General features: G+C 50.6%; 23 protein-coding genes and 4 tRNA genes. 15 read left to right on the top strand and 12 right to left on the bottom strand.

The features are described from left to right. Positions 1–192: 192 nt before the first annotated feature. On the bottom strand, positions 193–951 hold the full coding sequence (locus WC5_RS01065; RefSeq protein WP_000716413.1) for a nucleoside-specific channel-forming Tsx family protein: 759 nt from the start codon (positions 949–951) through the stop codon (positions 193–195). A 248-nt stretch (positions 952–1199) separates the two neighbouring features. Here WC5_RS01065 and xapA point away from each other — a divergent pair, with 248 nt between their 5' ends. Genes xapA through xapR form a run of 4 tightly spaced genes read left to right on the top strand, consistent with a single transcriptional unit; the run spans position 1200 to position 4485 of the window. Further along, on the top strand, positions 1200–2033 hold the full coding sequence (gene xapA, locus WC5_RS01070) for a xanthosine phosphorylase (RefSeq protein ID WP_000075898.1): 834 nt from the start codon (positions 1200–1202) through the stop codon (positions 2031–2033). 59 nt (positions 2034–2092) lie between these two features. Then, positions 2093–3349, top strand: coding sequence for a xanthosine/proton symporter XapB (gene xapB / locus WC5_RS01075; RefSeq protein WP_000020384.1), 1257 nt, complete (start codon positions 2093–2095; stop codon positions 3347–3349). 52 nt (positions 3350–3401) lie between these two features. Then, positions 3402–3560, top strand: a complete 159-nt coding sequence (locus tag WC5_RS01080) for a DUF1427 family protein (RefSeq protein WP_000651752.1) — start codon at positions 3402–3404, stop codon at positions 3558–3560. Positions 3561–3600: 40 nt separating this feature from the next. Continuing rightward, complete coding sequence (gene xapR / locus WC5_RS01085) at positions 3601–4485, top strand: DNA-binding transcriptional regulator XapR (RefSeq protein ID WP_000439927.1); 885 nt, start codon at positions 3601–3603, stop codon at positions 4483–4485. Positions 4486–4587: 102 nt separating this feature from the next. On the opposite strand, the gene WC5_RS01090 is transcribed toward xapR, so the two are convergent. The 3 genes from WC5_RS01090 to WC5_RS01100 form a co-directional block, all read right to left on the bottom strand. Further along, a tRNA-Lys gene (locus WC5_RS01090) sits at positions 4588–4663 on the bottom strand. Between the two features lie 4 nt (positions 4664–4667). Then, a tRNA-Val gene (locus WC5_RS01095) sits at positions 4668–4743 on the bottom strand. A gap of 44 nt (positions 4744–4787) precedes the next feature. Next, positions 4788–4863: transfer RNA gene (locus WC5_RS01100), tRNA-Val, on the bottom strand. A 258-nt stretch (positions 4864–5121) separates the two neighbouring features. On the opposite strand from WC5_RS01100, the gene gltX reads away from it, so the two are divergent. Further along, the gene (gene gltX / locus WC5_RS01105) at positions 5122–6537 is read left to right on the top strand and encodes a glutamate--tRNA ligase (RefSeq protein WP_000695672.1); all 1416 of its coding nucleotides are present in this window, start codon (positions 5122–5124) and stop codon (positions 6535–6537) included. A gap of 50 nt (positions 6538–6587) precedes the next feature. Here the strand turns inward: gltX and WC5_RS01110 are convergent, their stop codons facing one another. Together WC5_RS01110 and WC5_RS01115 are read right to left on the bottom strand one after the other, a co-directional pair. Further along, positions 6588–6980, bottom strand: a complete 393-nt coding sequence (locus tag WC5_RS01110) for a MerR family transcriptional regulator (protein ID WP_000826491.1) — start codon at positions 6978–6980, stop codon at positions 6588–6590. Position 6981: 1 nt separating this feature from the next. Further along, positions 6982–7341, bottom strand: coding sequence for a YfeC-like transcriptional regulator (locus WC5_RS01115; protein WP_000472018.1), 360 nt, complete (start codon positions 7339–7341; stop codon positions 6982–6984). Positions 7342–7561: 220 nt separating this feature from the next. Here WC5_RS01115 and WC5_RS01120 point away from each other — a divergent pair. Both WC5_RS01120 and WC5_RS01125 read left to right on the top strand, forming a co-directional pair. After that, positions 7562–7637 (top strand) — tRNA-Ala (locus WC5_RS01120). Between the two features lie 207 nt (positions 7638–7844). Continuing rightward, a complete protein-coding gene (locus WC5_RS01125) occupies positions 7845–10034 on the top strand; it encodes a bifunctional diguanylate cyclase/phosphodiesterase (protein WP_010351047.1) in 2190 nt (729 codons plus the stop codon). A 233-nt stretch (positions 10035–10267) separates the two neighbouring features. Here WC5_RS01125 and nupC read toward each other — a convergent pair whose 3' ends face one another. Then, positions 10268–11470, bottom strand: a complete 1203-nt coding sequence (gene nupC / locus WC5_RS01130; protein ID WP_010351048.1) for a nucleoside permease NupC — start codon at positions 11468–11470, stop codon at positions 10268–10270. A gap of 298 nt (positions 11471–11768) precedes the next feature. Between nupC and WC5_RS26230 the strand changes: the two genes are divergently transcribed. Further along, positions 11769–11828, top strand: a complete 60-nt coding sequence (locus WC5_RS26230) for a hypothetical protein (RefSeq protein ID WP_423779531.1) — start codon at positions 11769–11771, stop codon at positions 11826–11828. Then, positions 11809–13047, top strand: coding sequence for an Nramp family divalent metal transporter (locus tag WC5_RS01135; RefSeq protein WP_000186355.1), 1239 nt, complete (start codon positions 11809–11811; stop codon positions 13045–13047). The genes WC5_RS26230 and WC5_RS01135 overlap by 20 nt, the downstream gene beginning before the upstream one ends. Positions 13048–13190: 143 nt before the next feature. Here the strand turns inward: WC5_RS01135 and ypeC are convergent, their stop codons facing one another. Continuing rightward, a complete protein-coding gene (gene ypeC / locus WC5_RS01140) occupies positions 13191–13517 on the bottom strand; it encodes a DUF2502 domain-containing protein YpeC (protein ID WP_000490072.1) in 327 nt (108 codons plus the stop codon). A gap of 114 nt (positions 13518–13631) precedes the next feature. Further along, positions 13632–14888 (bottom strand): ion channel protein, encoded by a 1257-nt coding sequence (locus WC5_RS01145; RefSeq protein WP_000903273.1) that lies wholly within the window; start codon positions 14886–14888, stop codon positions 13632–13634. A 203-nt stretch (positions 14889–15091) separates the two neighbouring features. Between WC5_RS01145 and glk the strand changes: the two genes are divergently transcribed. From glk to ptsP, 6 genes are all read left to right on the top strand, one after another. After that, positions 15092–16057, top strand: a complete 966-nt coding sequence (gene glk, locus WC5_RS01150; RefSeq protein WP_000170360.1) for a glucokinase — start codon at positions 15092–15094, stop codon at positions 16055–16057. A 218-nt stretch (positions 16058–16275) separates the two neighbouring features. Continuing rightward, a complete protein-coding gene (locus tag WC5_RS01155) occupies positions 16276–16602 on the top strand; it encodes a PTS fructose transporter subunit IIB (RefSeq protein ID WP_000038454.1) in 327 nt (108 codons plus the stop codon). A 21-nt stretch (positions 16603–16623) separates the two neighbouring features. Further along, complete coding sequence (locus WC5_RS01160) at positions 16624–17871, top strand: PTS fructose transporter subunit IIC (RefSeq protein ID WP_000985310.1); 1248 nt, start codon at positions 16624–16626, stop codon at positions 17869–17871. A gap of 14 nt (positions 17872–17885) precedes the next feature. After that, entirely contained in the window at positions 17886–18971 is a 1086-nt protein-coding gene (gene ypdF / locus WC5_RS01165; protein WP_000173273.1) for an aminopeptidase, read from the top strand. Further along, positions 18971–20008 carry an aminopeptidase gene (gene ypdE / locus WC5_RS01170; protein WP_000366075.1) on the top strand — a complete coding sequence of 346 codons (1038 nt, stop codon included), beginning with the start codon at positions 18971–18973 and terminating at the stop codon, positions 20006–20008. Before ypdF ends, ypdE begins: the two co-directional genes overlap by 1 nt. A 24-nt stretch (positions 20009–20032) precedes the next feature. Further along, complete coding sequence (gene ptsP, locus WC5_RS01175; RefSeq protein ID WP_000949093.1) at positions 20033–22528, top strand: phosphoenolpyruvate--protein phosphotransferase; 2496 nt, start codon at positions 20033–20035, stop codon at positions 22526–22528. 2 nt (positions 22529–22530) lie between these two features. Here ptsP and WC5_RS01180 read toward each other — a convergent pair whose 3' ends face one another. Genes WC5_RS01180 through ypdA form a run of 3 tightly spaced genes read right to left on the bottom strand, consistent with a single transcriptional unit; the run spans position 22531 to position 25847 of the window. Further along, a complete protein-coding gene (locus tag WC5_RS01180) occupies positions 22531–23388 on the bottom strand; it encodes an AraC family transcriptional regulator (RefSeq protein ID WP_000648207.1) in 858 nt (285 codons plus the stop codon). A gap of 12 nt (positions 23389–23400) precedes the next feature. Beyond that, positions 23401–24135 (bottom strand): two-component system response regulator YpdB, encoded by a 735-nt coding sequence (gene ypdB, locus WC5_RS01185; RefSeq protein WP_001295458.1) that lies wholly within the window; start codon positions 24133–24135, stop codon positions 23401–23403. A gap of 14 nt (positions 24136–24149) precedes the next feature. After that, entirely contained in the window at positions 24150–25847 is a 1698-nt protein-coding gene (gene ypdA, locus WC5_RS01190; RefSeq protein ID WP_000544385.1) for a two-component system sensor histidine kinase YpdA, read from the bottom strand. Between the last annotated feature and the right edge of the window lie 345 nt (positions 25848–26192).

Below are 26192 nucleotides of genomic sequence, written 5' to 3'. Positions count from 1 at the left end.
GAATGACTCATTAAAACAATTAAATGTTTTCGTCACAGTAGCGCAGGAAGAACCGGTCACTTTCAACAACTGCTGAAGCATTAGAGGACGTGGAGCAAGAACAAGGAGAATAGTGATGGCAGGGCGAGAAGGGGATTCGTTGTATCATATATCGTGTTATGTATTTCTGCCGGGAATCCCGGCAGAAATGGTTCAGAAGTTAAATTTGACCGAGTAAATGATGGCGTCCTGATACCAGGCTTCTCCCAGCTTGTCGTCCGCGTAGCGATACTGAATGCCTGCGGTGATTTTCGCGGTAGCGTTCCACCAGAGGGCGACCGCACCGTTCAGCCCTTCTTTACCGCCATTACCTGCTGCGTAGGTGGCATCACGATCAAACTCGTACTCGTTCCAGTTGGTGAGGGTGAATTTCTCTCTGCCCAGCATAAAGCTGTAACCCGCAACCCAACCTGCCACGTAACCGTTATCGCCAGTGTAATAGGTTTGATCCGTATAGCGTTTAGCGAAGAACGGTTTGAACCACCACCCCTTGCCAGTAAAGTTGTAGCCGATACCGTACAGGAACATATCATCGTGGAAACTCACCCGATTTGCCGAACCGTAGGTGCCATACGCGTGTAGGTAGAGATTAAATCCGGTATCGCCCAGGTAAATGCGGTTGGTATTTTTAAAGGTATAACGCTGCTCGCTACCTGGTTTATCGTGGCGGTCGTTATAAAAGTTTTCCCAGTCGAAGAACCCGTACATTTCTCCCCAACTAAAGTTAGCGCCGCCTTCCAGTTCAAGATAACCAAAATCATCTTTGTGTGATTTGGTCGACGATTTCTCAGTGGTTCTGCTGGTCCAGTCCAGGTAATGCACGCCGATATCTGCAAATCCACCTTTAAATTCTGCATGAGATATAACAGGTATGGCTAATAAAGAGGAAAGAGTCAGAAGATGTTTTTTCATAGCATAAATCCCTATGCCGATCGTTATTAGTAGATTGCTTAATAAAATGGTTGCTTAAAAACGGCATATTGTTAATGCAAGGGAGTGAGTATCACCAATACAGTTTTTGCTGAGAATTAATAGTGAAAAGATATAAATTCATCGATATCGAATCACTATTGAATGCGTGAAAAAAGTGTATTGGTAAGAGCCGGGACAACCTCGCTATAAAAAGGCGTTAGATTCAACCCTACAGAAAAAGGATATATATGTCTCAGGCAAATTTTTCTCATAACCCGCTGTATTGCGTCGATATTATCCGGGCTTATAAACCAGATTTCACACCACGAGTGGCTTTTATTTTAGGTTCCGGGCTGGGCGCGCTGGCCGATCAGATTGAGAACGCTGTCGCCATTTCCTATGAAAAGCTGCCGGGCTTCCCGGTGAGTACGGTGCATGGACATGCAGGCGAGCTGGTGTTGGGGCATCTCCAGGGCGTTCCGGTGGCATGTATGAAAGGTCGGGGACATTTCTATGAAGGTCGTGGAATGACCATCATGACCGATGCGATTCGTACTTTCAAATTGCTGGGTTGTGAACTGCTGTTCTGCGCCAATGCGGCGGGATCACTGCGTCCGGAGGTGGGGGCGGGCAGTCTGGTTGCGCTGAAAGACCACATCAACACCATGCCGGGTACACCGATGGTGGGTCTTAACGATGAACGTTTTGGAGAACGCTTCTTCTCGCTGGCAAATGCCTATGATGCGGATTACCGGGCTCTGTTGCAAAAAGTGGCGAAAGAAGAGGGATTCCCCCTGACGGAAGGTGTGTTTGTTTCGTATCCGGGACCGAATTTCGAAACGGCGGCTGAAATTCGCATGATGCAAATTATTGGCGGGGATGTCGTTGGAATGTCCGTTGTGCCTGAAGTTATTTCAGCACGCCATTGTGACCTGAAGGTAGTGGCCGTTTCTGCGATTACCAATATGGCGGAAGGTCTGAGTGACGTGAAGCTCTCGCATACCCAAACGCTGGCAGCAGCGGAGCTCTCTAAGCAGAACTTTATCAACCTTATTTGCGGCTTTCTGCGCAATATTGCCTAAGTAAAACAACAATAAACGGCCTCACGGGTGAGGCCACATGATGCGATAAGGAAACGATTATGAGCATCGCTTTACGCTTAAAGGGAATGTCCTTTTTGCAATATTTTATCTGGGGGAGCTGGCTGGTTACCCTCGGTTCTTACATGATTAATACCCTTCATTTTACCGGCGCTAACGTCGGTATGGTCTACAGCTCCAAAGGGATTGCTGCGATAATTATGCCTGGCATTATGGGGATTATCGCGGATAAATGGCTGCGTGCGGAACGTGCATATATGCTGTGCCACTTGGTGTGTGCTGGTGTGCTTTTTTATGCGGCGTCGGTGAGTGATCCGGATACGATGTTTTGGGTGATGTTAGTCAATGCGATGGCATTTATGCCGACTATCGCATTATCGAACAGCGTCTCTTATTCCTGCCTCGCCCAGGCGGGGCTTGACCCGGTGACGGCTTTCCCGCCTATTCGCGTTTTTGGTACGGTGGGGTTCATCATCGCGATGTGGGCGGTAAGCTTACTGCATCTGGAATTGAGCAGTCTGCAACTGTATATCGCTTCCGGGGCGTCTCTGCTGCTGTCGGCTTATGCGCTGACTTTGCCTAAGATTCCTGTTGCGCAGAAAAAAGTGGCTACTTCGCTTGCCAGTAAGCTCGGTCTGGATGCCTTCGTCCTGTTCAAAAATCCACGCATGGCCATCTTTTTCCTCTTCGCCATGATGCTGGGCGCGGTACTGCAAATTACCAACGTTTTTGGCAACCCGTTCCTGCATGATTTTGCTCGTAACCCGGAGTTTGCTGATAGCTTCGTGGTGAAGTATCCGTCCATTTTACTGTCAGTTTCACAGATGGCTGAAGTCGGTTTTATTCTGACGATTCCGTTCTTTTTAAAGCGTTTCGGTATCAAAACGGTCATGCTTATGAGTATGGTGGCCTGGACGCTACGCTTTGGCTTCTTCGCTTATGGCGATCCGTCACCAACCGGGTTTATTTTGCTGCTGCTGTCGATGATTGTTTACGGCTGCGCGTTTGATTTCTTCAATATTTCCGGTTCGGTCTTTGTCGAACAGGAAGTTGATTCCAGCATTCGTGCCAGCGCACAGGGGCTCTTTATGACCATGGTAAATGGTGTCGGTGCGTGGGTCGGCTCGATTCTGAGCGGTATGGCAGTAGATTACTTCTCGGTAGATGGCGTAAAAGACTGGCAAACTATCTGGCTGATGTTTGCAGGATATTCTCTTTTCCTCGCAGTGATATTTTTCTTTGGGTTTAAATATAACCATGACCCTGAAAAGATAACACATCGAACAGTGACACATTAAAAGGATTTGCAGCTCTGTTTTTCGGGGCTGCTTTTATGATAAAGGTTAATTAGTGAAAGATATTTTATTTTCTTCTGGTGTCGGTTTTGGCATTGGTGCTTTATTTACAATCGTGCGATTACCTATTCCTGTGCCAAATGTATTGCCGGGTATATTATCTATTGTGTTTATGTATGTAGGTTATCTGGTGGTGAAATACTTTATGCCGTGATAATTTAACAAGATATATTTATTAAACGGAGCACTTAATTATGGAACGCATTTACAGAACAGACCTTAAGTTGCTCCGTTATTTTCTTGCTGTAGCGGAAGAGTTACATTTTGGCCGCGCAGCGGCGCGTTTAAATATGTCTCAGCCTCCGCTCAGTATTCATATTAAAGAGCTGGAAAATCAACTTGGCACACAGCTTTTTATTCGTCACTCGCGCAGCGTCGTCCTGACACACGCGGGCAAAATTTTGATGGAAGAATCGCGCCGATTGCTGATGAATGCAAATCAGGTGTTGGCTCGGATTGAACAAATAGGGCGGGGAGAAGCAGGGCGGATTGAACTCGGTGTGGTCGGAACGGCAATGTGGGGACGGATGCGACCGGTTATGCGGCGATTTCTTAGGGAAAACCCCAACGTTGAAGTACTGTTTCGCGAAAAGATGCCTGCGATGCAAATGGCGCTGTTGGAGCGTCGCGAACTTGATGCCGGGATCTGGCGAATGGCGACAGAACCACCGGAAGATTTTACCAGCTTACGCTTGCATGAATCGGCGTTTCTGGTAGCGATGCCTGAAGAGCATCACCTCTCATCATATTCCGCCGTTCCGCTGGAAGCACTACGTGACGAGTATTTTGTCACAATGCCGCCCGTGTACACAGACTGGGATTTTTTGCAGCGTGTTTGTCAGCAGGCGGGGTTTTCACCGGTTGTTATTCGCGAAGTTAATGAACCGCAAACGGTGCTGGCCATGATCAGTATGGGTATTGGTATCACCTTGATAGCAGACAGCTACGCACAGATGAACTGGCCAGGTGTCATTTTCCGTCCGCTCAAAGAGCGCATCCCGGCAGATTTGTATATTGTTTATGAAACGCAGCAGGTGACACCCGCGATGGTTAAGCTGTTGGCAGCATTGACACAGTAGGCGAGGAGTTGCCGGAAATCGTAGGTCTGATAAGCGAAGCGCATCAGGCAATTTCGCAAATCGCAGATAGCAAAAAAGCGCCTTTAGGGCGCTTTTTTACATTGGTGGGTCGTGCAGGATTCGAACCTGCGACCAATTGATTAAAAGTCAACTGCTCTACCAACTGAGCTAACGACCCGAAGTGGTGGGTGATGACGGGATCGAACCGCCGACCCCCTCCTTGTAAGGGAGGTGCTCTCCCAGCTGAGCTAATCACCCACTTCTCAATTTCTTGCTACACGGCGGAGACTACATAAAGTAGTTGGTGGGTGATGACGGGATCGAACCGCCGACCCCCTCCTTGTAAGGGAGGTGCTCTCCCAGCTGAGCTAATCACCCCCGCTGTGTGGAGTCGCATTATAGGGAGAATTCGAAATGAGTCAACGCATTTTCTAAAGAATTTGTTTGTTCGTCGTAAAATTAAGCAGGGTGATCGCAAAACAGACCGTGTTGCGCAATTTCTCAACGAAAACAATAATGCATCATGTAGCAACCCGAACTACATTGAGGAATCAGGCTGGAGTGATAGAATATCGCCCACTCAATTTTTCCAGGATTTGCCGGTTGTCGGCATCTTTCTAAACGTAAGGCCATTTCATGAAAATCAAAACTCGCTTCGCGCCAAGCCCAACAGGCTATCTGCACGTTGGCGGCGCGCGTACTGCTCTTTATTCCTGGCTTTTTGCACGTAACCACGGCGGTGAGTTCGTGCTGCGTATTGAAGACACCGATCTTGAGCGTTCTACGCCGGAAGCTATCGAAGCCATTATGGATGGTATGAACTGGCTGAGTCTGGAGTGGGATGAAGGTCCGTACTATCAGACCAAACGTTTTGATCGCTATAACGCAGTTATCGATCAGATGCTGGAAGAGGGCACGGCCTATAAATGCTATTGCTCTAAAGAGCGTCTGGAAGCACTGCGTGAAGAGCAAATGGCGAAAGGTGAGAAGCCGCGTTATGACGGTCGCTGCCGCCACAGCCATGAGCATCATGCTGATGATGAACCGTGTGTCGTACGTTTTGCTAATCCGCAAGAAGGTTCTGTGGTTTTTGACGATCAGATCCGTGGTCCGATCGAGTTCAGCAACCAGGAGCTGGATGATCTGATTATCCGTCGTACCGATGGTTCTCCGACCTATAACTTCTGTGTAGTTGTCGATGACTGGGATATGGAAATCACCCATGTTATCCGTGGTGAAGACCATATCAACAACACGCCGCGCCAGATCAACATTCTGAAAGCCCTGAAAGCACCAGTGCCGGTTTACGCGCACGTTTCTATGATCAACGGCGATGACGGTAAAAAACTGTCCAAACGTCACGGTGCGGTCAGCGTAATGCAGTATCGCGACGACGGCTATCTGCCGGAAGCATTGCTGAACTATCTGGTGCGTCTGGGCTGGTCCCATGGCGATCAGGAAATCTTCACCCGTGAAGAGATGATCAAATACTTCACCCTGAATGCCGTCAGCAAATCTGCCAGCGCGTTCAATACCGACAAGCTGCTGTGGTTAAACCACCACTACATTAACACGCTGCCGCCGGAGTATGTTGCTACCCATTTACAGTGGCACATCGAGCAGGAAAATATCGATACCCGCAACGGCCCGCAGCTGGCGGATCTGGTTAAACTGCTGGGAGAACGCTGCAAAACTCTGAAAGAAATGGCACAGAGCTGCCGTTACTTCTACGAAGATTTTGCTGAGTTCGATGCCGATGCAGCGAAAAAACATCTGCGCCCGGTAGCGCGTCAGCCGCTGGAAGTGGTTCGCGACAAACTGGCAGCTATTACTGATTGGACAGCTGAAAACGTTCACCACGCTATTCAGACGACGGCGGACGAGCTGGGAGTGGGGATGGGCAAAGTCGGTATGCCGCTGCGTGTCGCTGTCACTGGTGCGGGGCAGTCGCCGGCACTGGATGTTACCGTTCACGCGATCGGCAAAGCTCGTAGCATCGAGCGCATCAACAAAGCTCTGGCTTTTATTGCTGAACGCGAAAGCCAGCAGTAATTAGCGCATAAAAGACAAACGGCAGGAGATAGTATCCTGCCGTTTTTTATTTATGCTGATTCGTCAATGTCGAGACGGGCAAGGAAATTACGAATCCCTTCACGCGATAAAAATTGCGCAACTTTTTCCTGCTCACTGTGAGTCATATTGTCTATTGCGCTGATTATTTGCCGATAAGCCGGAGTGCGCATACCCGGCGCGTATTCAGCAAGGGATTCTTCGGCCTCGAGAAGCATTGGCGTATTATGGAAGGCAGGCGTGTTTTGAATAAATTCGCAAACATGAGTGTCCAGTAGAATAAGTCTGGCTCGACCACCTTTCACTCCGGGAAATTTTTCTGTTTTCCAGCCTTTTTCTCTAATCCAGCGGTTAACTGTTTGTTTCGCCACACCGAGGCATTCCGCCAGTTCTTCGGTGGTCATTTTATTGCGTAATCTTTTCATATTATTTGCTGTTGCGAATCCCTAAGCGTTGTAATAACCCGATAATCCCTTCCCGCAGAAGCAATGATGTAAACTGCTTTTGTTCAGCCGGCGTCATCTCTTTCGCCAGCGTAGCTAACAGCACTTCAAGCGGTGCATCGCCAGACAGGGCGGGTATTTCTCCCTGACCCTCCGGGCGTTCTGCATTGCGAATATATTCACGAACCTGTTCATTTACGTGTATCAGTCGAGCCTTGCCCCCCTGGACGCCCGGTTTTGGTGATGTCGTCCAGCCTTCCTTGCGTACCCATTTATTAATGGTCTGGCGGCTATAACCGGTCAGTCTGGCAAGTTCATCTGGCGTCATCCTCTCCTTGAACATAACAATTCCCGGAATAGTTGTGGGTCTATTAAGTGTTCATTTTATAGCATCAATTTACATGAAACCGTGACATGAATAACTACTGAATGCGAGGCGTAATCCAAAAATGTTCATTTGCCTGATTTTTCAGCGATTGAAACAAGACGCTGCAATTTGCCGTTGACACATTCGGACGGAATTCATATGATGCCGCCCGTCAACTCGACAAGCTTTACGTGATGGGGCTATAGCTCAGCTGGGAGAGCGCTTGCATGGCATGCAAGAGGTCAGCGGTTCGATCCCGCTTAGCTCCACCAAATTTCAAACCCTCGCTGCGAAGCGGGGGTTTTTTGTCTCTGATTTTTGCCGCTTTTGTAATACAGTCTACGCCCGGGTTAGTGCCGCCTGGTGAAAGCATCATTGGATGAAAAAGCGGCAACAGGCCGACTCCTGTTTGCTTCGCGATGCGAATAAACTTATTATTTGGGTGCCTGAAAACCCCGATCAGTGAGAGTAGTCTACTCATGTTTGTGGAGCATAATCTGATAAAAAATATCAAGATATTCACACTGGCGTTTACGCTCACCGTGGTACTTATTCAGCTATCCCGTTTTATTTCGCCACTTGCCGTTATCCACTCCAGCTATATCTTTCTGGCGTGGATGCCACTGTGCGTAATGCTGTCAATATTGTTCATCTTTGGCTGGCGTGGTGTTGTTCCTGTTTTATGCGGGATGTTTTGCACTAATCTGTGGAATTTCCATCTCTCATTTTTGCAAACTGCCGTCATGCTCGGTAGCCAGACATTTGTAGTGCTGTGTGCCTGTGCAATATTACGCTGGCAGTTAGGAACGCGTTGGCGTTATGGGTTGACCACCCGATACGTCTGGCGACGTCTCTTCTGGCTTGGTTTAGTGACGCCGATTGGCATCAAAGGCAGCATGTATCTGGTGGGTAGCTTTTTTGATTTCCCGCTAAAGATATCGACATTTTTCGGCGATGCAGATGCTATTTTCACGGTCGTTGATTTACTTAGCCTTTTCACGGCAGTGTTGATTTACAACATGCTCTATTACTATCTCACTCGCATGATTGTAAGCCCCCACTTTGCGCAGATATTGTGGCGCAGGGATATCGCCCCGTCGCTGAACAAAGAGAAACGTGCATTTACTTTAAGCTGGCTGGCGGCTCTTAGCGTACTGCTACTTCTGATGTGTACGCCTTATGAAAACGACTTTATTGCCGGTTACCTGGTGCCCGTTTTCTTCATCATCTTTACCCTTGGTGTTGGTAAACTTCGTTATCCGTTTTTAAATCTCACCTGGGCTGTTTCGACTCTTTTCCTCTTGAATTACAACCAGAATTTTTTACAAGGGGTCGAAACTGAATATTCGCTGGCATTTATTCTCGCGGTGCTGATTTCCTTTAGCGTTTGCCTGCTTTACATGGTGCGTATTTACCATCGAAGTGAATGGCTTAATCGCCGCTGGCATTTGCAGGCGCTGACCGATCCATTAACGCTATTACCCAACTTTCGTGCACTGGAGCAATCGCAGGAGCAGGAGGCGGGAAAGAGTTTTTGCTGCCTGCGTATTGATAATCTTGAGTTTATGAGTCGTCATTACGGTCTGGTGATGCGTGTTCATTGTATCCGCTCAATTTACCGTACCTTGCTGCCGTTGATGCAGGAAAACGAAAAGTTGTATCAACTGCCGGGCAGTGAATTGCTGTTGGTACTGACCGGGCCGGAAACGGAAGGCCGACTACAGCATATGGTTAACATCCTCAATAGTCGGCAGATTCACTGGAACAACACCGGTCTGGATATGGGCTATGGTGCCGCCTGGGGGCGTTTTGATGGCAATCAGGAAACCCTGCAGCCTATGTTGGGGCAGTTAAGCTGGCTGGCGGAACAATCCTGCGTTCATCACCACGTGTTGGCGTTGGATAATCGAGAGGAGATGGCGTCCGGGCAGACCACCAAACAGGTACTGTTGCTGAACACCATTCGTAAGGCGTTAGATAATGGTGATTTGCTTCTCTACGCCCAGCCCATTCGTAACAAAGAGGGGCAGGGCTATGATGAGATCCTGGCGCGTCTGAAATATGACGACGGCATTATGACGCCGGATAAATTTCTGCCGCTTATCGCCCAGTTTAACCTTAGCGCGCGTTTCGATTTGCAGGTGCTGGAATCTCTGTTGAAGTGGTTAGCAACTCACCCTTCCAACAATAAAGGTCCGCGCTTTTCAGTCAATTTAATGCCGCTCACTCTGTTGCAAAAAAATATCGCCGGGCGGATTATTCGTCTGTTTAAGCGTTATCACATCTCCCCGGAGACAGTCATTCTTGAGATCACCGAGGAGCAGGCGTTTTCAAATGCAGAGAGCAGCATGTACAACATCGAGCAACTGCATAAATTTGGCTTCCGTATTGCGATTGATGACTTTGGCACTGGTTATGCCAACTACGAGCGATTAAAACGTTTGCAGGCCGATATCATCAAGATTGATGGCGTCTTTGTGAAAGATATAGTGACTAATACGCTGGATGCGATGATTGTGCGGTCAATTACCGACCTGGCGAAAGCGAAGTCGTTAAGCGTGGTAGCGGAGTTTGTCGAAACGCAACAGCAGCAGGCGTTATTGCATAAACTTGGGGTGCAATATCTGCAAGGGTATTTGATTGGTCGCCCGCAGCCATTAGCTGATTAACAGGCGTAAAAAAGCCGGGGGATTATCCCCGGCATTTGAGGCTGATGACAACCAGTAAACTGTCTGATGCGCTATGCTTATCAGGCCTGGATGGGAATCACAATCTATTGAATTTGCGATGTTTTGTATGCCGGATAAAGCGTTTACGCCGCATCCGGCATAAACAGAGCACACGTTGTCAACAAACTGAAGCCGGGGAACATTCCCCGGCTTTTTTAATGAATGTATTGGACTTAAAGCACCAGTGCTGCGATTGACGCAGAAAGTACGCTCACCAGCGTAGAGCCGTAAACCAGTTTCAGACCGAAGCGAGAAACCACGTTACCTTGCTCTTCGTTCAGACCTTTAACCGCGCCCGCGATAATCCCGATAGAAGAGAAGTTAGCAAAGGATACCAGGAATACAGAGATGATGCCTTCTGCACGCGGAGAAAGCGTGGAAGCAATTTTCTGCAGATCCATCATCGCAACGAACTCGTTGGAAACCAGTTTGGTCGCCATGATACTGCCCACTTGCAGTGCTTCGTTGGATGGAACACCCATTACCCATGCAACCGGATAGAAGATGTAGCCCAGGATGCCCTGGAAGGAGATGCTGTAGCCAAACCAGCCAGTCACGGTGGCAAACAGTGCGTTCAGTGCGGCGATCAGAGCGATAAAGCCGATCAGCATCGCTGCAACGATAATGGCAACTTTGAAACCTGCCAGAATGTATTCACCCAGCATTTCGAAGAAGCTCTGACCTTCGTGCAGGTTGGACATCTGAATGTTTTCTTCGCTGGCGTCAACACGGTAAGGGTTGATCAGCGACAGTACGATAAAGGTGCTGAACATGTTCAGTACCAGTGCAGCAACGACGTATTTCGGCTCCAGCATCGTCATGTATGCGCCAACGATGGACATCGACACGGTGGACATCGCTGTTGCTGCCATGGTGTACATACGATTACGGGAGATTTTGCCGAGGATATCTTTATAGGCGATAAAGTTCTCGGATTGTCCCAAAATCAGGGAACTGACGGCGTTAAAGGATTCCAGTTTGCCCATGCCATTGACTTTGGAAAGCAGGAAACCAATCGCGCGAATAATCACCGGCAACACGCGAATGTGCTGGAGAATACCGATCAACGCAGAAATAAAGACGATAGGGCACAGCACTTTCAGGAAGAAGAACGCCAGGCCTTGATCATTCATGCTACCAAAGACGAAGTTAGTACCTTCGTTGGCAAATCCGAGCAGTTTTTCGAACATTTCGGAGAAGCCTTTCACGAAGCCCAGACCAACGTCAGAGTTCAGGAAGAACCACGCCAGTAATACTTCGATAACAAGCAGTTGAATAATATAACGGATACGAATTTTTTTGCGGTCGCTGCTTGCCAGCAATGCGAGAATCGCAACAACGGCTAGTGCCAGTACAAAATGAAGGACGCGGTCCATATTTGCTCCAAATATGAGGCAGGTTAAATTTCCGTGCACATTCTATGCAACATGATTCAGGAAAACGAGATCTGACACACACTATAATGACGTCCTGTGACAAGCTTCAAAAATAGTGAGCTGTCCTACATTTCTGCTATGTTGTGTATGGAAGCGGAAAGTTATGTAAATGTGCTAACATTAAACATAAAAATAACATTCAAGCCATCAATCTTTTCTTAGTCATAATCCTGGTCTATCAGAGAAATCATCACAACCCATTTAAATGAATTTGATAATCATTCTCGTTTGACATAGCATGAAACATAGCAAAGGCTATGTTTTAGAGGCACAACAAGATGACGAACTATCGCGTTGAGAGTAGCAGCGGACGGGCGGCGCGCAAGATGAGGCTCGCATTAATGGGACCTGCGTTCATTGCGGCGATTGGTTATATCGATCCCGGCAACTTTGCGACCAATATTCAGGCGGGTGCCAGCTTCGGCTATAAGCTATTGTGGGTTGTTGTCTGGGCTAATCTGATGGCGATGCTGATTCAGATCCTCTCGGCCAAGCTGGGGATTGCCACCGGTAAAAATCTGGCGGAACAAATTCGCGATCACTACCCGCGTCCGGTCGTCTGGTTCTATTGGGTTCAGGCAGAAATTATTGCGATGGCTACCGACCTGGCGGAATTTATTGGCGCGGCTATCGGTTTCAAACTGATTCTTGGGGTTTCGCTGTTGCAGGGTGCCGTATTAACGGGTATCGCAACCTTCCTGATTTTAATGCTGCAACGTCGCGGGCAAAAACCGCTGGAGAAAGTGATTGGCGGGCTACTGCTGTTTGTCGCAGCGGCTTACATTGTTGAGCTGATCTTCTCCCAGCCTAACCTGGCGCAGTTAGGTAAAGGAATGGTGATCCCGAGTTTACCTACCTCAGAGGCGGTCTTCCTGGCTGCGGGTGTGCTGGGGGCGACGATTATGCCGCATGTGATTTATTTGCACTCTTCGCTGACCCAGCATCTGCATGGTGGGTCACGCCAGCAACGTTATTCAGCCACCAAATGGGATGTCGCGATTGCCATGACTATTGCTGGTTTTGTCAATCTGGCGATGATGGCAACGGCTGCTGCTGCGTTCCACTTTTCTGGCCATACTGGTGTCGCCGATCTTGACGAAGCCTACCTGACGCTGCAACCGCTGTTAAGCAATGCTGCAGCGACAGTCTTTGGTTTAAGCCTGGTGGCAGCAGGGCTTTCTTCAACGGTGGTGGGTACGCTGGCGGGGCAGGTGGTGATGCAGGGTTTTATTCGTTTCCATATCCCGCTGTGGGTGCGCCGGACAGTTACCATGTTGCCGTCATTTATTGTCATCCTGATGGGATTAGATCCGACACGAATTCTGGTCATGAGCCAGGTGCTGCTAAGTTTTGGTATCGCCCTGGCGCTGGTTCCACTGTTGATTTTCACCAGTGACAGTAAGTTGATGGGCGATCTGGTGAACAGCAAACGCGTAAAACAGACTGGCTGGGTGATTGTGGTGTTGGTAGTGGCGCTGAATATCTGGCTGTTGGTGGGAACGGCGCTGGGGTTGTAGTTGAACGGGCGTCGCATCAGACACCACGGGCGGATGCGGCGTAAAACGCCTTATCCGCCCTACGCGTTCAATGGAGTGGGGCTGTAGGCCTGATAAGACGCACCAGCGTCGCATCAGGCATCGTGCTCCATTAGTGGATGTGTTTAATGACGATGTCCGTGTCCACGGCCTTTCCCGCGATGATCATCACGGTCGCGCCAGCCTTCACGATAGCCACGCTCATACGCTTTACGCTTATCCCAGCCACGGTGGTAGCCATTATCGTGACGCCACCAGCGGTTTTTACGCCATTCGTAATTACGGTGCCAGTAATCACGGTCGCGCCAGTGACCACCGTCCCAGTAATTACCGTAATGATCGCGATCGCCAATTTGTAATTTGATTGATGGCAGTAGGGTAATTTCACCTGCGTTTGCCGCAAGCGGGGTAAAAGCCATCAGGGCGGCCGCCAGAAACAGTGACCTGAACATTGTTATTCTCCTTCACGATCGAAGCCATCAGCGGCCTGTTAACGCAATATTACGGGGAGGTAAAGCCCCGTTTCATCGCCATAACTCTTAAATCATGATGGAGAGCATTTTTTGCTAAAGGTTATCGTGGGGTGGTTGCTGCTTCGGGCGATTCACAATCATCATTGGTTTACCAGCCAGTAATAGCCATGCCGGAAGCATAACGATACAAAGTAGCGGTAGCAGATTGGTATCAGGTACAACGACCGCCGCCATAAACAGGCTTAACCAACCATCGCGCGTTACCACCAGTACCATACCGAGAATAGCGCAGGAGACAGTAATTGCCGCCGGGACTGCGGGAACGTGTTCATGTAGCATCAAACCTAATGCCACGCCAACAAACACTGCCGGGAAGATTCGCCCGCCACGAAACCCACTGGCGGCGGCAATGACCAGAGCGGCGAGCTTAATCACCGCCAGTAAAAAGTAATCACTGGTGCTGAAAGCCTGATTCATCACCATTTGCTGCATCTCATCCAGCCCTTTAAACAGTGAAACCGGCCCACCAATAACGCCCAAAATACCGAGAATAAACCCGCCAACCCCGAGCATGAGCACAGGGTTTTTAATCTGATGCATCATTGCGTGCAACCGTGGCAGACACCATACGGCGACCATCCCCGCAGCGATGGCAATCGCCGCTACAATCGCACCGCTGATGATGTCTGCCATCTGCATCTGTCCGTAATGCGCAATGGGCAGCGAAAAATGAGGATGGAAAAATAGACTTGTCGTCAGCGCACCAGCCGCCGCTGCCATTAACGGCGCAAAGAGTCGATCCCATAGCGGCACTTCATTACTGCCATTTAAGGTTTGCGAAAATATCAACGCCGCCGCGACAGGTGTGCCAAATAGCGCACCGATAGTTCCGGCTGAGGCTAAAATAGTCCATTCCATCCGGTTAACTCGAGGCAACAGACGAGCGCCTATCGCCACCGCGAGGGCGATATTAACGGTCATAATCGGATGTTCCGGCCCCAGGCTGACACCACCGGCAAGACCGAGAATTAATGCTACGATAAGCCCTGGTAGCGCAGAAGGGGAGACTGGCGCGCCGATCAGCGGTTCACTGGCGGGATCTGGTCCGGCATGACCCTGGCTGAAACGGATAACCAGTCCCACTGCGATCCCCGTCAGCGTTAATATTCCGATGATCCACAGCGGTGAATCCTGGGCTATCCCCAGACTTCCCGGCAGTCGTTGCCAGAGTAAATTCTGTAATACCGAGGCGATTTTCATCACCACAATCAGAATAAGACTGGACGCAATCCCAATTGCCAGGGCAGGAAGCGATAATAACAACATGGTTCTGGCTCGCGAATGGAGCATGTTCTATTCCTTATGCGGGGTCAGATACTTAGTTTGCCCAGCTTGCATAAAGGCATCGCTGCAATTGGTGCTGAAACGATAAAGTAATAGTGTGACCCAGATCGATATTTACAGGGAGCCCGCCTTTCCGGCGTTGTTGTTAGGCTCCCAGGTATTTACAGTGTGAGAAAGAATTATTTTGACTTTAGCGGAGCAGTAGAAGAATGACAAAGTATGCATTAGTCGGTGATGTGGGCGGCACCAACGCACGTCTTGCTCTGTGTGATATTGCCAGTGGTGAAATCTCGCAGGCTAAAACCTATTCTGGGCTTGATTATCCCAGCCTGGAAGCGGTTATCCGCGTTTATCTCGAAGAACATAAGGTCGAGGTGAAAGACGGTTGTATTGCCATCGCTTGCCCAATTACCGGTGACTGGGTGGCAATGACCAACCATACCTGGGCGTTCTCAATTGCCGAAATGAAAAAGAATCTCGGTTTTAGCCATCTGGAAATTATTAACGATTTTACCGCTGTATCGATGGCGATCCCGATGCTGAAAAAAGAGCATCTGATCCAGTTTGGCGGTAAGGAACCGGTTGAAGGTAAACCTATCGCGGTTTACGGTGCCGGAACGGGGCTAGGCGTGGCGCATCTGGTTCATGTTGATAAACGCTGGGTAAGCCTGCCAGGCGAAGGCGGTCACGTTGATTTTGCGCCAAACAGCGAAGAAGAGGCCATTATTCTCGAAATACTGCGTGCTGAAATAGGCCATGTCTCTGCTGAACGCGTGCTCTCTGGACCAGGCCTAGTGAATTTGTACCGCGCGATTGTGAAAGCCGACAACCGCCTGCCAGAAAATCTCAAGCCAAAAGATATTACCGAACGCGCGCTGGCCGACAGTTGCACCGATTGCCGCCGCGCGTTGTCGCTGTTTTGCGTGATTATGGGCCGTTTTGGCGGCAATCTGGCGCTCAATCTCGGCACATTTGGCGGCGTGTATATTGCAGGCGGTATCGTGCCGCGTTTCCTTGAGTTCTTCAAAGCCTCTGGTTTCCGTGCCGCTTTTGAAGACAAAGGCCGCTTTAAAGAATATGTCCATGATATTCCGGCTTATCTCATCGTCCATGACAATCCGGGTCTTCTCGGCTCAGGCGCACATTTACGCCAGACCTTAGGGTACGTCCTGTAAATCCTTCCTGCCATATCGGGAGGCAACTCTCCCGATAACCTTTTAAATCATGCGGTTAGTTCAATTTTTCTTTGTGTTTCATCACAAGGCCGACCTGCGTCACACTTCCGCACTACGGGATTAATTCTCCAGTAAATGCATTATTTGTCTGGTAACGGCAATTTGTTTTGCACGTTCATAATTTCACTCGTTAACTATAAACGAACGAGGAAATAACGATGAGTAAGAAACTGATTGCCTTATGTGCCTGCCCGATGGGCCTTGCGCACACTTTTATGGCGGCTCAGGCGCTGGAAGAGGCCGCAGTGGAAGCTGGCTATGAAGTGAAGATTGAAACCCAGGGCGCAGACGGCATCCAGAATCGCCTGACGGCGCAGGATATCGCCGAAGCAACCATCATCATCCACTCCGTAGCTGTTACCCCGGAAGATAACGAACGTTTCGAATCCCGCGACGTTTATGAAATCACTTTGCAGGACGCAATTAAAAACGCTGCGGGCATCATCAAAGAAATCGAAGAGATGATTGCCGCTGAACAACCGTAATTTTCGACAGGGATAATTGTTATGGCCATTAAAAAACGCAGTGCAACCGTTGTGCCTGGCGCATCCGGTGCGGCAGCGGCAATTAAGAATCCGCAGGCCTCTAAAAGCAGCTTCTGGGGTGAACTTCCGCAGCATGTGATGTCAGGGATTTCACGCATGGTGCCGACCTTAATTATGGGCGGCGTGATCCTCGCTTTCAGCCAGCTGATTGCTTATAGCTGGCTAAAAATTCCCGCTGACATTGGCATTATGGATGCACTTAATAGCGGGAAATTTTCCGGTTTCGACCTCTCCTTACTGAAATTTGCCTGGCTGTCGCAGTCCTTCGGCGGCGTGTTGTTTGGTTTTGCCATTCCGATGTTTGCCGCTTTTGTGGCGAACTCCATTGGCGGCAAACTGGCGTTCCCGGCTGGGTTTATCGGCGGGTTAATGTCTACCCAGCCAACGCAACTGCTGAATTTTGATCCCAGTACCATGCAGTGGGCGACCTCTTCACCAGTGCCGTCTACCTTCATTGGTGCGCTGATTATTTCCATCGTTGCGGGTTATCTCGTGAAGTGGATGAACCAGAAAATCCAGTTACCGGATTTCCTGTTAGCGTTCAAAACCACATTTTTGCTACCGATTCTTTCCGCCATTTTTGTCATGCTGGCGATGTATTACGTCATCACCCCATTTGGTGGTTGGATCAACGGTGGGATCCGTGCCGTATTGACCGCTGCAGGTGAGAAGGGGGCGCTGATGTATGCGATGGGTATCGCAGCAGCGACCGCAATCGACCTCGGTGGCCCAATCAACAAAGCAGCAGGTTTCGTTGCTTTCAGCTTTACCACTGACCACGTATTACCGGTTACCGCGCGTTCTATCGCTATCGTTATTCCGCCGATTGGTCTGGGTCTGGCGACTATTATCGACCGTCGTTTAACCGGCAAACGCCTGTTTAACGCCCAGCTTTATCCGCAGGGTAAAACCGCCATGTTCCTGGCGTTTATGGGGATCAGTGAAGGTGCGATTCCGTTTGCGCTGGAAAGCCCCATCACCGCAATTCCGTCCTATATGGTCGGTGCGATTGTCGGCTCCACCGCCGCTGTCTGGCTGGGCGCAGTGCAATGGTTCCCTGAATCAGCAATCTGGGCGTGGCCGCTGGTGACTAATCTGGGCGTCTACATGGCGGGGATCGCGCTGGGGGCAATCATTACCGCGCTGATGGTGGTGTTCCTGCGTTTGATGATGTTCCGCAAAGGCAAATTGTTAATCGATAGCCTGTAAGAAGGAAAATCCAGATGACATTACTCGCTTCGCTGCGTGACTGGCTTAAGGCGCAACAACTGGATGCGGTGCTTCTCTCCTCACGACAGAACAAACAGCCGCATCTGGGGATCTCCACCGGATCAGGTTATGTAGTGATTAGCCGTGAAAGTGCGCACATTCTGGTGGATTCGCGCTATTACGCGGAGGTGGAAGCTCGTACGCAAGGCTACCAGCTTCATTTACTTGATGCGACGCACACGCTGGCAACCATCGTCAATCAAATCATTGCCGATGAACAGCTGCAAACGCTCGGTTTTGAAGGCCAGCAGGTGAGTTGGGAAACCGCGCACCGCTGGCAGGCTGAACTTAATGCAAAGCTGGTCAGCGCCACGCCGGATGTGCTGCGGCAAATCAAAACACCAGAGGAGGTGGAGAAAATCCGTCTCGCCTGTGGGATTGCCGATCGTGGTGCAGAGCATATTCGCCGCTTTATTCAGGCGGGGATGAGCGAATGCGAGATAGCTGCTGAACTGGAGTGGTTTATGCGCCAGCAGGGCGCAGAAAAAGCCTCCTTTGACACCATTGTCGCCAGTGGCTGGCGTGGGGCGCTACCGCACGGTAAAGCCAGCGACAAAGTGGTTGCAGCGGGCGAGTTTGTCACCCTCGATTTTGGTGCGCTGTATCAGGGCTACTGCTCTGATATGACGCGCACCTTCCTGGTTAATGGCGAAGGGGTGAGCGCCGAATCTCACCCGCTGTTTGGTGTGTATCAGATTGTCCTGCAAGCGCAGCAGGCGGCAATCTCCGCGATTCGCCCCGGCGTGCGTTGCCAGCAGGTTGACGACGCCGCGCGCCGGGTGATTACAGAGGCAGGTTTTAGCGAGTATTTCGGTCATAACACCGGCCATGCTATCGGCATTGACGTTCATGAAGATCCGCGTTTTTCACCACGTGATACCACGATGCTCCAGCCAGGCATGTTACTGACCGTAGAGCCGGGGATTTATTTGCCAGGACAAGGTGGGGTACGTATCGAAGATGTCGTGCTGGTTACCCCGCAAGGCGCAGAAGTGCTCTACGCCATGCCGAAAACAGTGTTGCTCACGGGAGATGCATAATGGATTTATCGCTATTAAAAGCGTTGAGCGAGGCCGATTCGATCGCCTCCTCTGAACAGGAAGTCCGGCAGATCCTGCTGGATGAAGCGGATCGCCTGCAAAAAGAAGTGCGATTTGACGGTCTGGGATCGGTGCTGATCCGCCTCAATGAATCGACGGGGCCGAAGGTGATGATCTGCGCCCATATGGATGAAGTGGGGTTTATGGTGCGTAGCATCTCCCGCGAAGGCGCGATCGATGTGTTGCCGGTTGGCAATGTACGCATGGCTGCTCGCCAGTTGCAGCCGGTGCGCATCACCACCCGTGAAGAGTGCAAAATACCTGGCCTGCTTGATGGCGAGAGGCAGGGGAATGACGTTAGCGCCATGCGCGTAGACATTGGTGCGCGTTCGTATGACGAAGTGATACAGGCGGGAATTCGTCCAGGCGATCGCGTCACGTTTGATACCACTTTTCAGGTTCTCCCTCACCAGCGGGTGATGGGTAAAGCTTTTGACGATCGTCTCGGTTGCTACCTGTTAGTGACCTTACTGCGCGAACTGCACGACGCCGAACTGCCTGCGGAAGTGTGGCTGGTGGCCAGCTCCAGCGAAGAGGTCGGCTTACGCGGCGGGCAAACTGCCACCCGCGCGGTGTCGCCGGACGTCGCCATTGTGCTTGATACCGCCTGCTGGGCGAAAAACTTTGATTATGGCGCGGCGAACCATCGCCAGATTGGTAACGGCCCGATGCTGGTGTTAAGCGATAAATCGCTGATTGCGCCGCCAAAACTTACCGCGTGGATTGAAACCGTCGCGGCAGAAATTGGTGTGCCGTTGCAGGCCGATATGTTCAGCAACGGAGGTACGGACGGCGGAGCGGTGCATTTAACCGGTACTGGCGTACCTACGGTGGTGATGGGGCCAGCCACCCGCCACGGACATTGCGCCGCATCGATTGCCGATTGCCGCGACATTTTGCAGATGCAGCAACTTTTATCTGCCCTTATTCAACGTCTTACCCGTGAGACGGTTGTTCAACTGACGGATTTCAGATGATCTCCCGATTAACCCGGAGCGGTTATGTTATCGATTCAATTTCTCTGTCCTTTGCCTAACGGCCTTCATGCCCGTCCGGCGTGGGAACTTAAAGAACAGTGCGGTCAGTGGCAAAGTGAAGTGATCTTCATCAACCATCGGCAGAACGCCAAGGCCGATGCCAAAAGTTCACTGGCGCTGATTGGCACCGGCACCTTATTTAATGACAGTTGCAGCCTGAACATTAGCGGCAGTGATGAAGAGCAGGCGCGACGCGTACTCGAAGAGTATATCCAGGTGCGCTTTATCGACAGCGACAGCATCCAACCGACACAAGCAGAACTGACGGCGCATCCGCTGCCACGTTCATTAAGTCGCCTTAACCCGGATTTGCTGTACGGTAACGTGCTGGCGAGCGGCGTCGGCGTTGGTTCGTTAACGTTGTTGCAGAGCGACAGCCTCGACAGTTATCGGGCGATCCCTGCCAGTGCGCAAGACTCCACTCGCCTGGAACACAGCCTGGCAACGCTTGCCGAGCAACTGAACCAGCAACTACGTGAGCGTGACGGCGAAAGTAAAACCATTCTTAGCGCCCATTTGTCGCTGATTCAGGATGAAGAGTTTGCGGGGAATATCCGTCGTCTGATGGCTGAACAACATCAGGGGCTGGGGGCGGCGATCGTCAGCAATATGGAGCAGGTTTGCGACAAACTTTCTGCTTCTGCCAGCGATTATCTGCGTGAGCGAGTTAGTGATATTCGCGATATTAGCGAACAGTTGCTGCATATCACTTGGCCGGAGTTGAAACCGCGCAATAATCTGCTGCTTGAAAAACCGACCATTCTGGTCGCAGAAGATTTAACCCCAAGCCAGTTTTTGAGCCTTGATCTGAAAAATCTTGCGGGCATGATTCTGGAGAAAACCGGGCGCACCTCGCATACCCTGATTCTGGCCCGCGCCTCGGCGATCCCGGTACTGAGCGGCCTGCCGCTGGATGCGATTGCCCGTTATGCCGGGCAACCTGCAGTGCTTGACGCCCAGTGCGGCGTGCTGGCGATTAACCCGAATGACGCGGTGAGCGGTTATTATCAGGTCGCGCAGACGCTGGCGGATAAACGCCAAAAACAACAGGCGCAGGCTGCCGCGCAGCTGGCATATTCCCGTGATAACAAGCGTATTGATATTGCGGCGAATATTGGCACCGCTCTGGAAGCGCCAGGCGCGTTTGCCAACGGCGCGGAAGGCGTTGGGCTGTTTCGTACCGAAATGCTCTATATGGATCGCGACAGCGCGCCGGACGAGCAGGAGCAATTTGAAGCCTACCAGCAGGTGCTACTGGCAGCGGGCGACAAGCCGATTATCTTCCGCACAATGGACATCGGCGGCGATAAAAGCATTCCTTATCTGAATATTCCCCAGGAAGAGAACCCGTTCCTCGGCTATCGCGCGGTACGTATTTACCCGGAATTTGCTGGCCTGTTCCGCACTCAACTGCGGGCCATTTTGCGCGCCGCCAGTTTCGGCAACGCCCAGTTGATGATCCCGATGGTCCACAGCCTCGATCAGATCTTATGGGTGAAGGGCGAGATCCAAAAAGCGATCGTTGAGCTTAAGCTCGATGGCCTGCGTCATGCAGAGACGATTACGCTGGGTATCATGGTGGAAGTGCCGTCGGTGTGCTACATCATCGATCACTTCTGCGATGAGGTCGATTTCTTCAGTATCGGCTCCAACGATATGACCCAGTATCTGTATGCGGTCGATCGTAATAACCCGCGCGTATCGCCGCTGTATAACCCGATTACGCCATCGTTCCTGCGCATGTTGCAGCAGATTGTTACCACAGCTCATCAGCGGGGTAAATGGGTAGGCATTTGCGGTGAACTGGGCGGTGAAAGCCGTTATCTGCCGCTACTGCTTGGGCTGGGCCTGGACGAGTTAAGCATGAGTAGCCCGCGCATTCCGGCGGTGAAAAGCCAGCTTCGTCAACTGGATAGCGAGGCGTGTCGGGAACTGGCACGTCAGGCGTGTGAATGTCGCAGCGCGCAGGAAATTGAAGCGTTACTCACCGCCTTTACGCCGGAAGAAGACGTTCGCCCATTGTTGGCGCTGGAGAATATCTTCGTTGATCAGGCCTTTAGCAATAAAGAGCAGGCGATCCAGTTCCTGTGCGGTAACCTCGGCGTTAACGGGCGCACTGAACATCCGTTCGAGCTGGAAGAAGATGTCTGGCAGCGGGAAGAGATTGTCACCACTGGCGTTGGTTTTGGCGTGGCGATCCCGCACACTAAATCTCAGTGGATCCGCCATTCCAGTATCAGCATTGCCCGGCTGGTGAAACCGATTGACTGGCAGTCAGAAATGGGCGAAGTCGAGCTGGTGATTATGCTGACGCTGGGCGCTAGCGAAGGGATGAATCATGTGAAAGTCTTCTCGCAGCTGGCGCGCAAACTGGTGAATAAAAACTTCCGCCAGTCGCTGTTCGCCGCGCAAGATGCACAAAGCATCCTGACGCTGCTGGAAACAGAATTAACCTTCTAAAGTTAGCCCTGAAAACGGGCGCTGTACTCTCCCGGCGTCAGGCCAAACTGACGCCGGAAGACGCGACAAAAATAGTCGCTGTCTGGAAAGCCGCAACGCTGTGCCACTTCATGAATCGACAGATGATATTTCTGCAAAATCATCCTCGCCTTTGCCATTCGCACCCAACGCACATATTCGATAAAACGCATCGTCCCATGCTGCGCAAACAGTTTTGACAGATGATTGGGCGTGATATTAAAAAACTGCGCCACGCTCTCGCGGGTGAGCGGCTGGGCGTAGTTATCCTGAACCCAGTTACAAATGCTGTGATAGAGAAAATCGCCGCGCGGCTGTGAATTGCCCGGCGGCATGTTCACCACATTTCGGCAAAGATGCAGCAAACTTAACACCAGCGGCTGAATGATATTCTGCTCCAGCGGCGAACGGCTGAGATGGGTGAGGGCAGTAAGCATCGCTTCACCTTCGCCACGTTGCAGGCTGGGAAGCTGGAGCTGGCGAACCGGATGCAGTAACGACGTGGTACGGCTATCGTAAAACGATAACCCCAGCCAGGTCGGCGCGAACACCAGGCTTAACAGCATCACCGGTTTTTTGTTCACTGGTAAATTAGCCGCGCGCGCCGGAATAAACAGCATTTCTCCTTCCACCATGTGCTGCTGCTTTGCTTCCAGCAGGTTGCCGTATTCGCCGCGCAGCACAATATCCAGACGGGGAAAATCAATACACAAACTGCCCACCGGCAACGTGGCGGGCTGACTGGCAAACCAGACGCGCCCCAGTAGTTGCGGGTTAAGCACCAGGCCGCTGAACAGATCGGCGAAAAATTGTTGATCGGCGGGCAAGTCTGTTGCTTTCATGAAAGTTCCCGATTACAGATGCATTAACTGCCTGAATTCTTTTACTTTGCTACGGCTGACCGGCACTTCAAAATCCAGATCTTTCAGTCGCAGAATGTAGGTGTTATTAAACCACGGTTCGATTTCGCGGATTTTGTTCAGATTGACACAAAACGAGCGATGGCAGCGGAAAAAATGCGACGGTGGTAGCTTGCTGCAAAACTCGGTAATGTTCATCGGCATTACGTAGGATTCACGCCGCGTATAGACAAAGGTCATTTTTTCGTGCGCTTCGGCGTAATAGATATCGTTAATTGGCGTGACGATTATTCGCTCATCTTTCACCAGATTAATGGTGTCATTCTCACGCGTTACCGTCGCGGCAGGCGTACTGCTGGTCTGCTGTTGTTGCCAGGCCGCTTCCAGTTTTTGCAGCATCCCGGTAATGCGTGACTCCTGATACGGTTTGAGAATGTAGTCAAACGCCTCCAGTTCAAACGCTTCTACCGCATGTTCTTTCCACGCAGTGATGAACACAATAAATGGTTTATGGGCGAACTGGCTGATGTTTTGCGCCAGCAACACGCCATCCAGCGACGGAATATTGATATCCAGAAAAATGGCGTCGACGCGGTTATGCTGCAAAAACTTCAACACGTCCAGACCGTCGTCAAAGGTGCCGACAATCTCCATCTGGCTGTGCTCTTTAATTAGCCAGCTCAGTTCCTGTTGTGCCAGGAATTCGTCTTCAACAATGATGACTTTCACAATATCACTCCGGCTCAAAGCAATAACGTAGCCTGTGAGGCGACTGGGGTGCGTTGGTTAGGAATGTAAAACGCAATTTCCGTCCCCGGCTCCAGGCGGCGGATATGCAGCCCCTCGCCATACAATAACTTCACGCGATGATGGACATTCAGCAGGCCAATTTTATTGCCCGGCATTTCGTTCGCTTCGACCCGCTCAATCACTTTCGGATCGATGCCGTGCCCGGTATCTCTCACCGCAATGCGTACCCGATTACCGCACTCTGCAACGCTGATGGTGACAACGCCTTTACCTTTGCAAGGCTGAATACCGTGGACAATAGCGTTCTCCACCAACGGCTGGATCAGTAGGCTGGGTATACAGCAATTCACCTCTTCATCAATATCATAGATAACCGTCAGCTTGTCGCCAAAGCGAGCCTGCTCAATGGCGATATAGTCTTTTATTTGATACAGCTCTTTTTTGATATCGATTTGCTCATCGTCTTTTAATTCAATGTTATAGCGCAGATAACGTGACAGATTAAAGATCAGCTGGCGAGCGGTATCCGGATTCAGGCGAATTGATGAGGAGATTGCATTCAGAGCGTTAAACAGAAAATGGGGATTAATTTTGCTTTGCAGGGCGCGAAGCTCTGCCTTATTTGCCATTTCACGCAGCTGCTCGGCGCGAGAAACTTCCAGTTGCGTGGAGATGATTTGCGACAAACCGACCGCCATTTCCTGCAATGACGAGGTGATCTGATGTGCGTGGCAGTAGTAAATTTTCAGCGTCCCGGTAACGACTCCTTTCTCCCAAAGCGGGATCACCAGCATTGAGTGGATTTCCGGTGTGCGGTGAGCTTCATCATTATTTTTAATGATGATTTTTCCGTAATTCATCGCCTGACGTGTGGTTGGGCTAATAAAGTCATCACCATTCTGATAGTTATGTTCACCCACGCCAACGTAGGCCAGCACATGATCGGTATTGGTGATTGCTACCGCATCGGCGTGAATGTCATCGCGGATAATTTCGCAGACCTTGCGTAATGACTCGCTATTGACATGGCGAAACAGCGGCAGCGTTTTGTTGGCGATATCCAGCGCCAGCTTGGCTTGCCGCGCGGCGCTGGCCTCCTTTTCGCCCTCAACGCTTTGCACCAGCAGCACAATAAAACCGATACAGACGCTGCCGAGGATCATTGGAATCCCGATTTTTGACACAATGTCCAGCCCCAGTTCAGTGGTCGGCGCCCAGACAATCACCAGAATCATGGTCAGCGTTTCGCACAACATGCCGCCGAGAATACCGACTCGCCAACGCTGCGCTTTGGGGATTTTCAGGTTGATCCAGCCCGATATACATCCCGCCAGAATACTGGTGATAAAGCAGGGGATCGCCGTCACGCCACCAATATCAATAAGATAGCGGTGAATCCCGGCTATCACGCCGGTAATGATCCCCACCCACGGGCCAAATAAAATCCCGCCGGACATCACCGCAATAATACGTACATTAACCAGTGAGCCTTCCACCGGCACACCGGACCAGGTGCTGAACAGGGCAAACAGCGAGAAAATGGCGGTAACGGCGAGCAGCTCTTTCGGTGAGTGTGCCGACTTGTGCAACAGTTCGCGAAACAGGCGGATACGGATGAGAAAGAACAGGCAGATAAGCATTAACGCTGCCCGATCGAAGACCGCCAGCAGCATGTTGAATATTTCGTGCACGGGTAACTCTGGATAAGGGTTAAACCTCTATGATAGGTAACCTGAAGGCTGATGACCAGCAGGCCGTTTTTGAGGAAAAACCACAATTTTAAAAGGGGATTGTCAGGCAAATGGTGTATTGGCAATACATCTCTTGATAATGCACACTCAATAAGTAAATTTATTGAAATTATAATGTTAATTAATATGAATTTAATTTTCCTGAAAGAAAGTAAGGATTTCCCGTTTTATTACAGGTTTTCCTCTTTTTTTGGTAGAAAAAAATATTTGCTAAAACGCTCGACAGACAGAAATTAATCAGGCTATTTTCAAAACAGCCACCATCGTGGCAGCGTCGCTCGGACG

It is taken from the genome of Escherichia sp. KTE114, from assembly GCF_000407765.1.
Taxonomy (GTDB): domain Bacteria; phylum Pseudomonadota; class Gammaproteobacteria; order Enterobacterales; family Enterobacteriaceae; genus Escherichia; species Escherichia ruysiae.
Note: the sequence above shows the minus strand (reverse complement) of the source record. Positions and strands in the feature narration are given on the sequence as shown.

Bases quoted from the DNA above. Each gene is read 5' to 3' on its own strand.
- WC5_RS01065 (WP_000716413.1), bottom strand. From the start codon at position 951: ATGAAAAAACATCTTCTGACTCTTTCCTCTTTATTAGCCATACCTGTT.
- xapA (WP_000075898.1), top strand. From the start codon at position 1,200: ATGTCTCAGGCAAATTTTTCTCATAACCCGCTGTATTGCGTCGATATT.
- xapB (WP_000020384.1), top strand. From the start codon at position 2,093: ATGAGCATCGCTTTACGCTTAAAGGGAATGTCCTTTTTGCAATATTTT.
- xapR (WP_000439927.1), top strand. From the start codon at position 3,601: ATGGAACGCATTTACAGAACAGACCTTAAGTTGCTCCGTTATTTTCTT.
- gltX (WP_000695672.1), top strand. From the start codon at position 5,122: ATGAAAATCAAAACTCGCTTCGCGCCAAGCCCAACAGGCTATCTGCAC.
- WC5_RS01110 (WP_000826491.1), bottom strand. From the start codon at position 6,980: ATGAAAAGATTACGCAATAAAATGACCACCGAAGAACTGGCGGAATGC.
- WC5_RS01115 (WP_000472018.1), bottom strand. From the start codon at position 7,341: ATGTTCAAGGAGAGGATGACGCCAGATGAACTTGCCAGACTGACCGGT.
- WC5_RS01125 (WP_010351047.1), top strand. From the start codon at position 7,845: ATGTTTGTGGAGCATAATCTGATAAAAAATATCAAGATATTCACACTG.
- nupC (WP_010351048.1), bottom strand. From the start codon at position 11,470: ATGGACCGCGTCCTTCATTTTGTACTGGCACTAGCCGTTGTTGCGATT.
- WC5_RS01135 (WP_000186355.1), top strand. From the start codon at position 11,809: ATGACGAACTATCGCGTTGAGAGTAGCAGCGGACGGGCGGCGCGCAAG.
- ypeC (WP_000490072.1), bottom strand. From the start codon at position 13,517: ATGTTCAGGTCACTGTTTCTGGCGGCCGCCCTGATGGCTTTTACCCCG.
- WC5_RS01145 (WP_000903273.1), bottom strand. From the start codon at position 14,888: ATGCTCCATTCGCGAGCCAGAACCATGTTGTTATTATCGCTTCCTGCC.
- glk (WP_000170360.1), top strand. From the start codon at position 15,092: ATGACAAAGTATGCATTAGTCGGTGATGTGGGCGGCACCAACGCACGT.
- WC5_RS01155 (WP_000038454.1), top strand. From the start codon at position 16,276: ATGAGTAAGAAACTGATTGCCTTATGTGCCTGCCCGATGGGCCTTGCG.
- WC5_RS01160 (WP_000985310.1), top strand. From the start codon at position 16,624: ATGGCCATTAAAAAACGCAGTGCAACCGTTGTGCCTGGCGCATCCGGT.
- ypdF (WP_000173273.1), top strand. From the start codon at position 17,886: ATGACATTACTCGCTTCGCTGCGTGACTGGCTTAAGGCGCAACAACTG.
- ypdE (WP_000366075.1), top strand. From the start codon at position 18,971: ATGGATTTATCGCTATTAAAAGCGTTGAGCGAGGCCGATTCGATCGCC.
- ptsP (WP_000949093.1), top strand. From the start codon at position 20,033: ATGTTATCGATTCAATTTCTCTGTCCTTTGCCTAACGGCCTTCATGCC.
- WC5_RS01180 (WP_000648207.1), bottom strand. From the start codon at position 23,388: ATGAAAGCAACAGACTTGCCCGCCGATCAACAATTTTTCGCCGATCTG.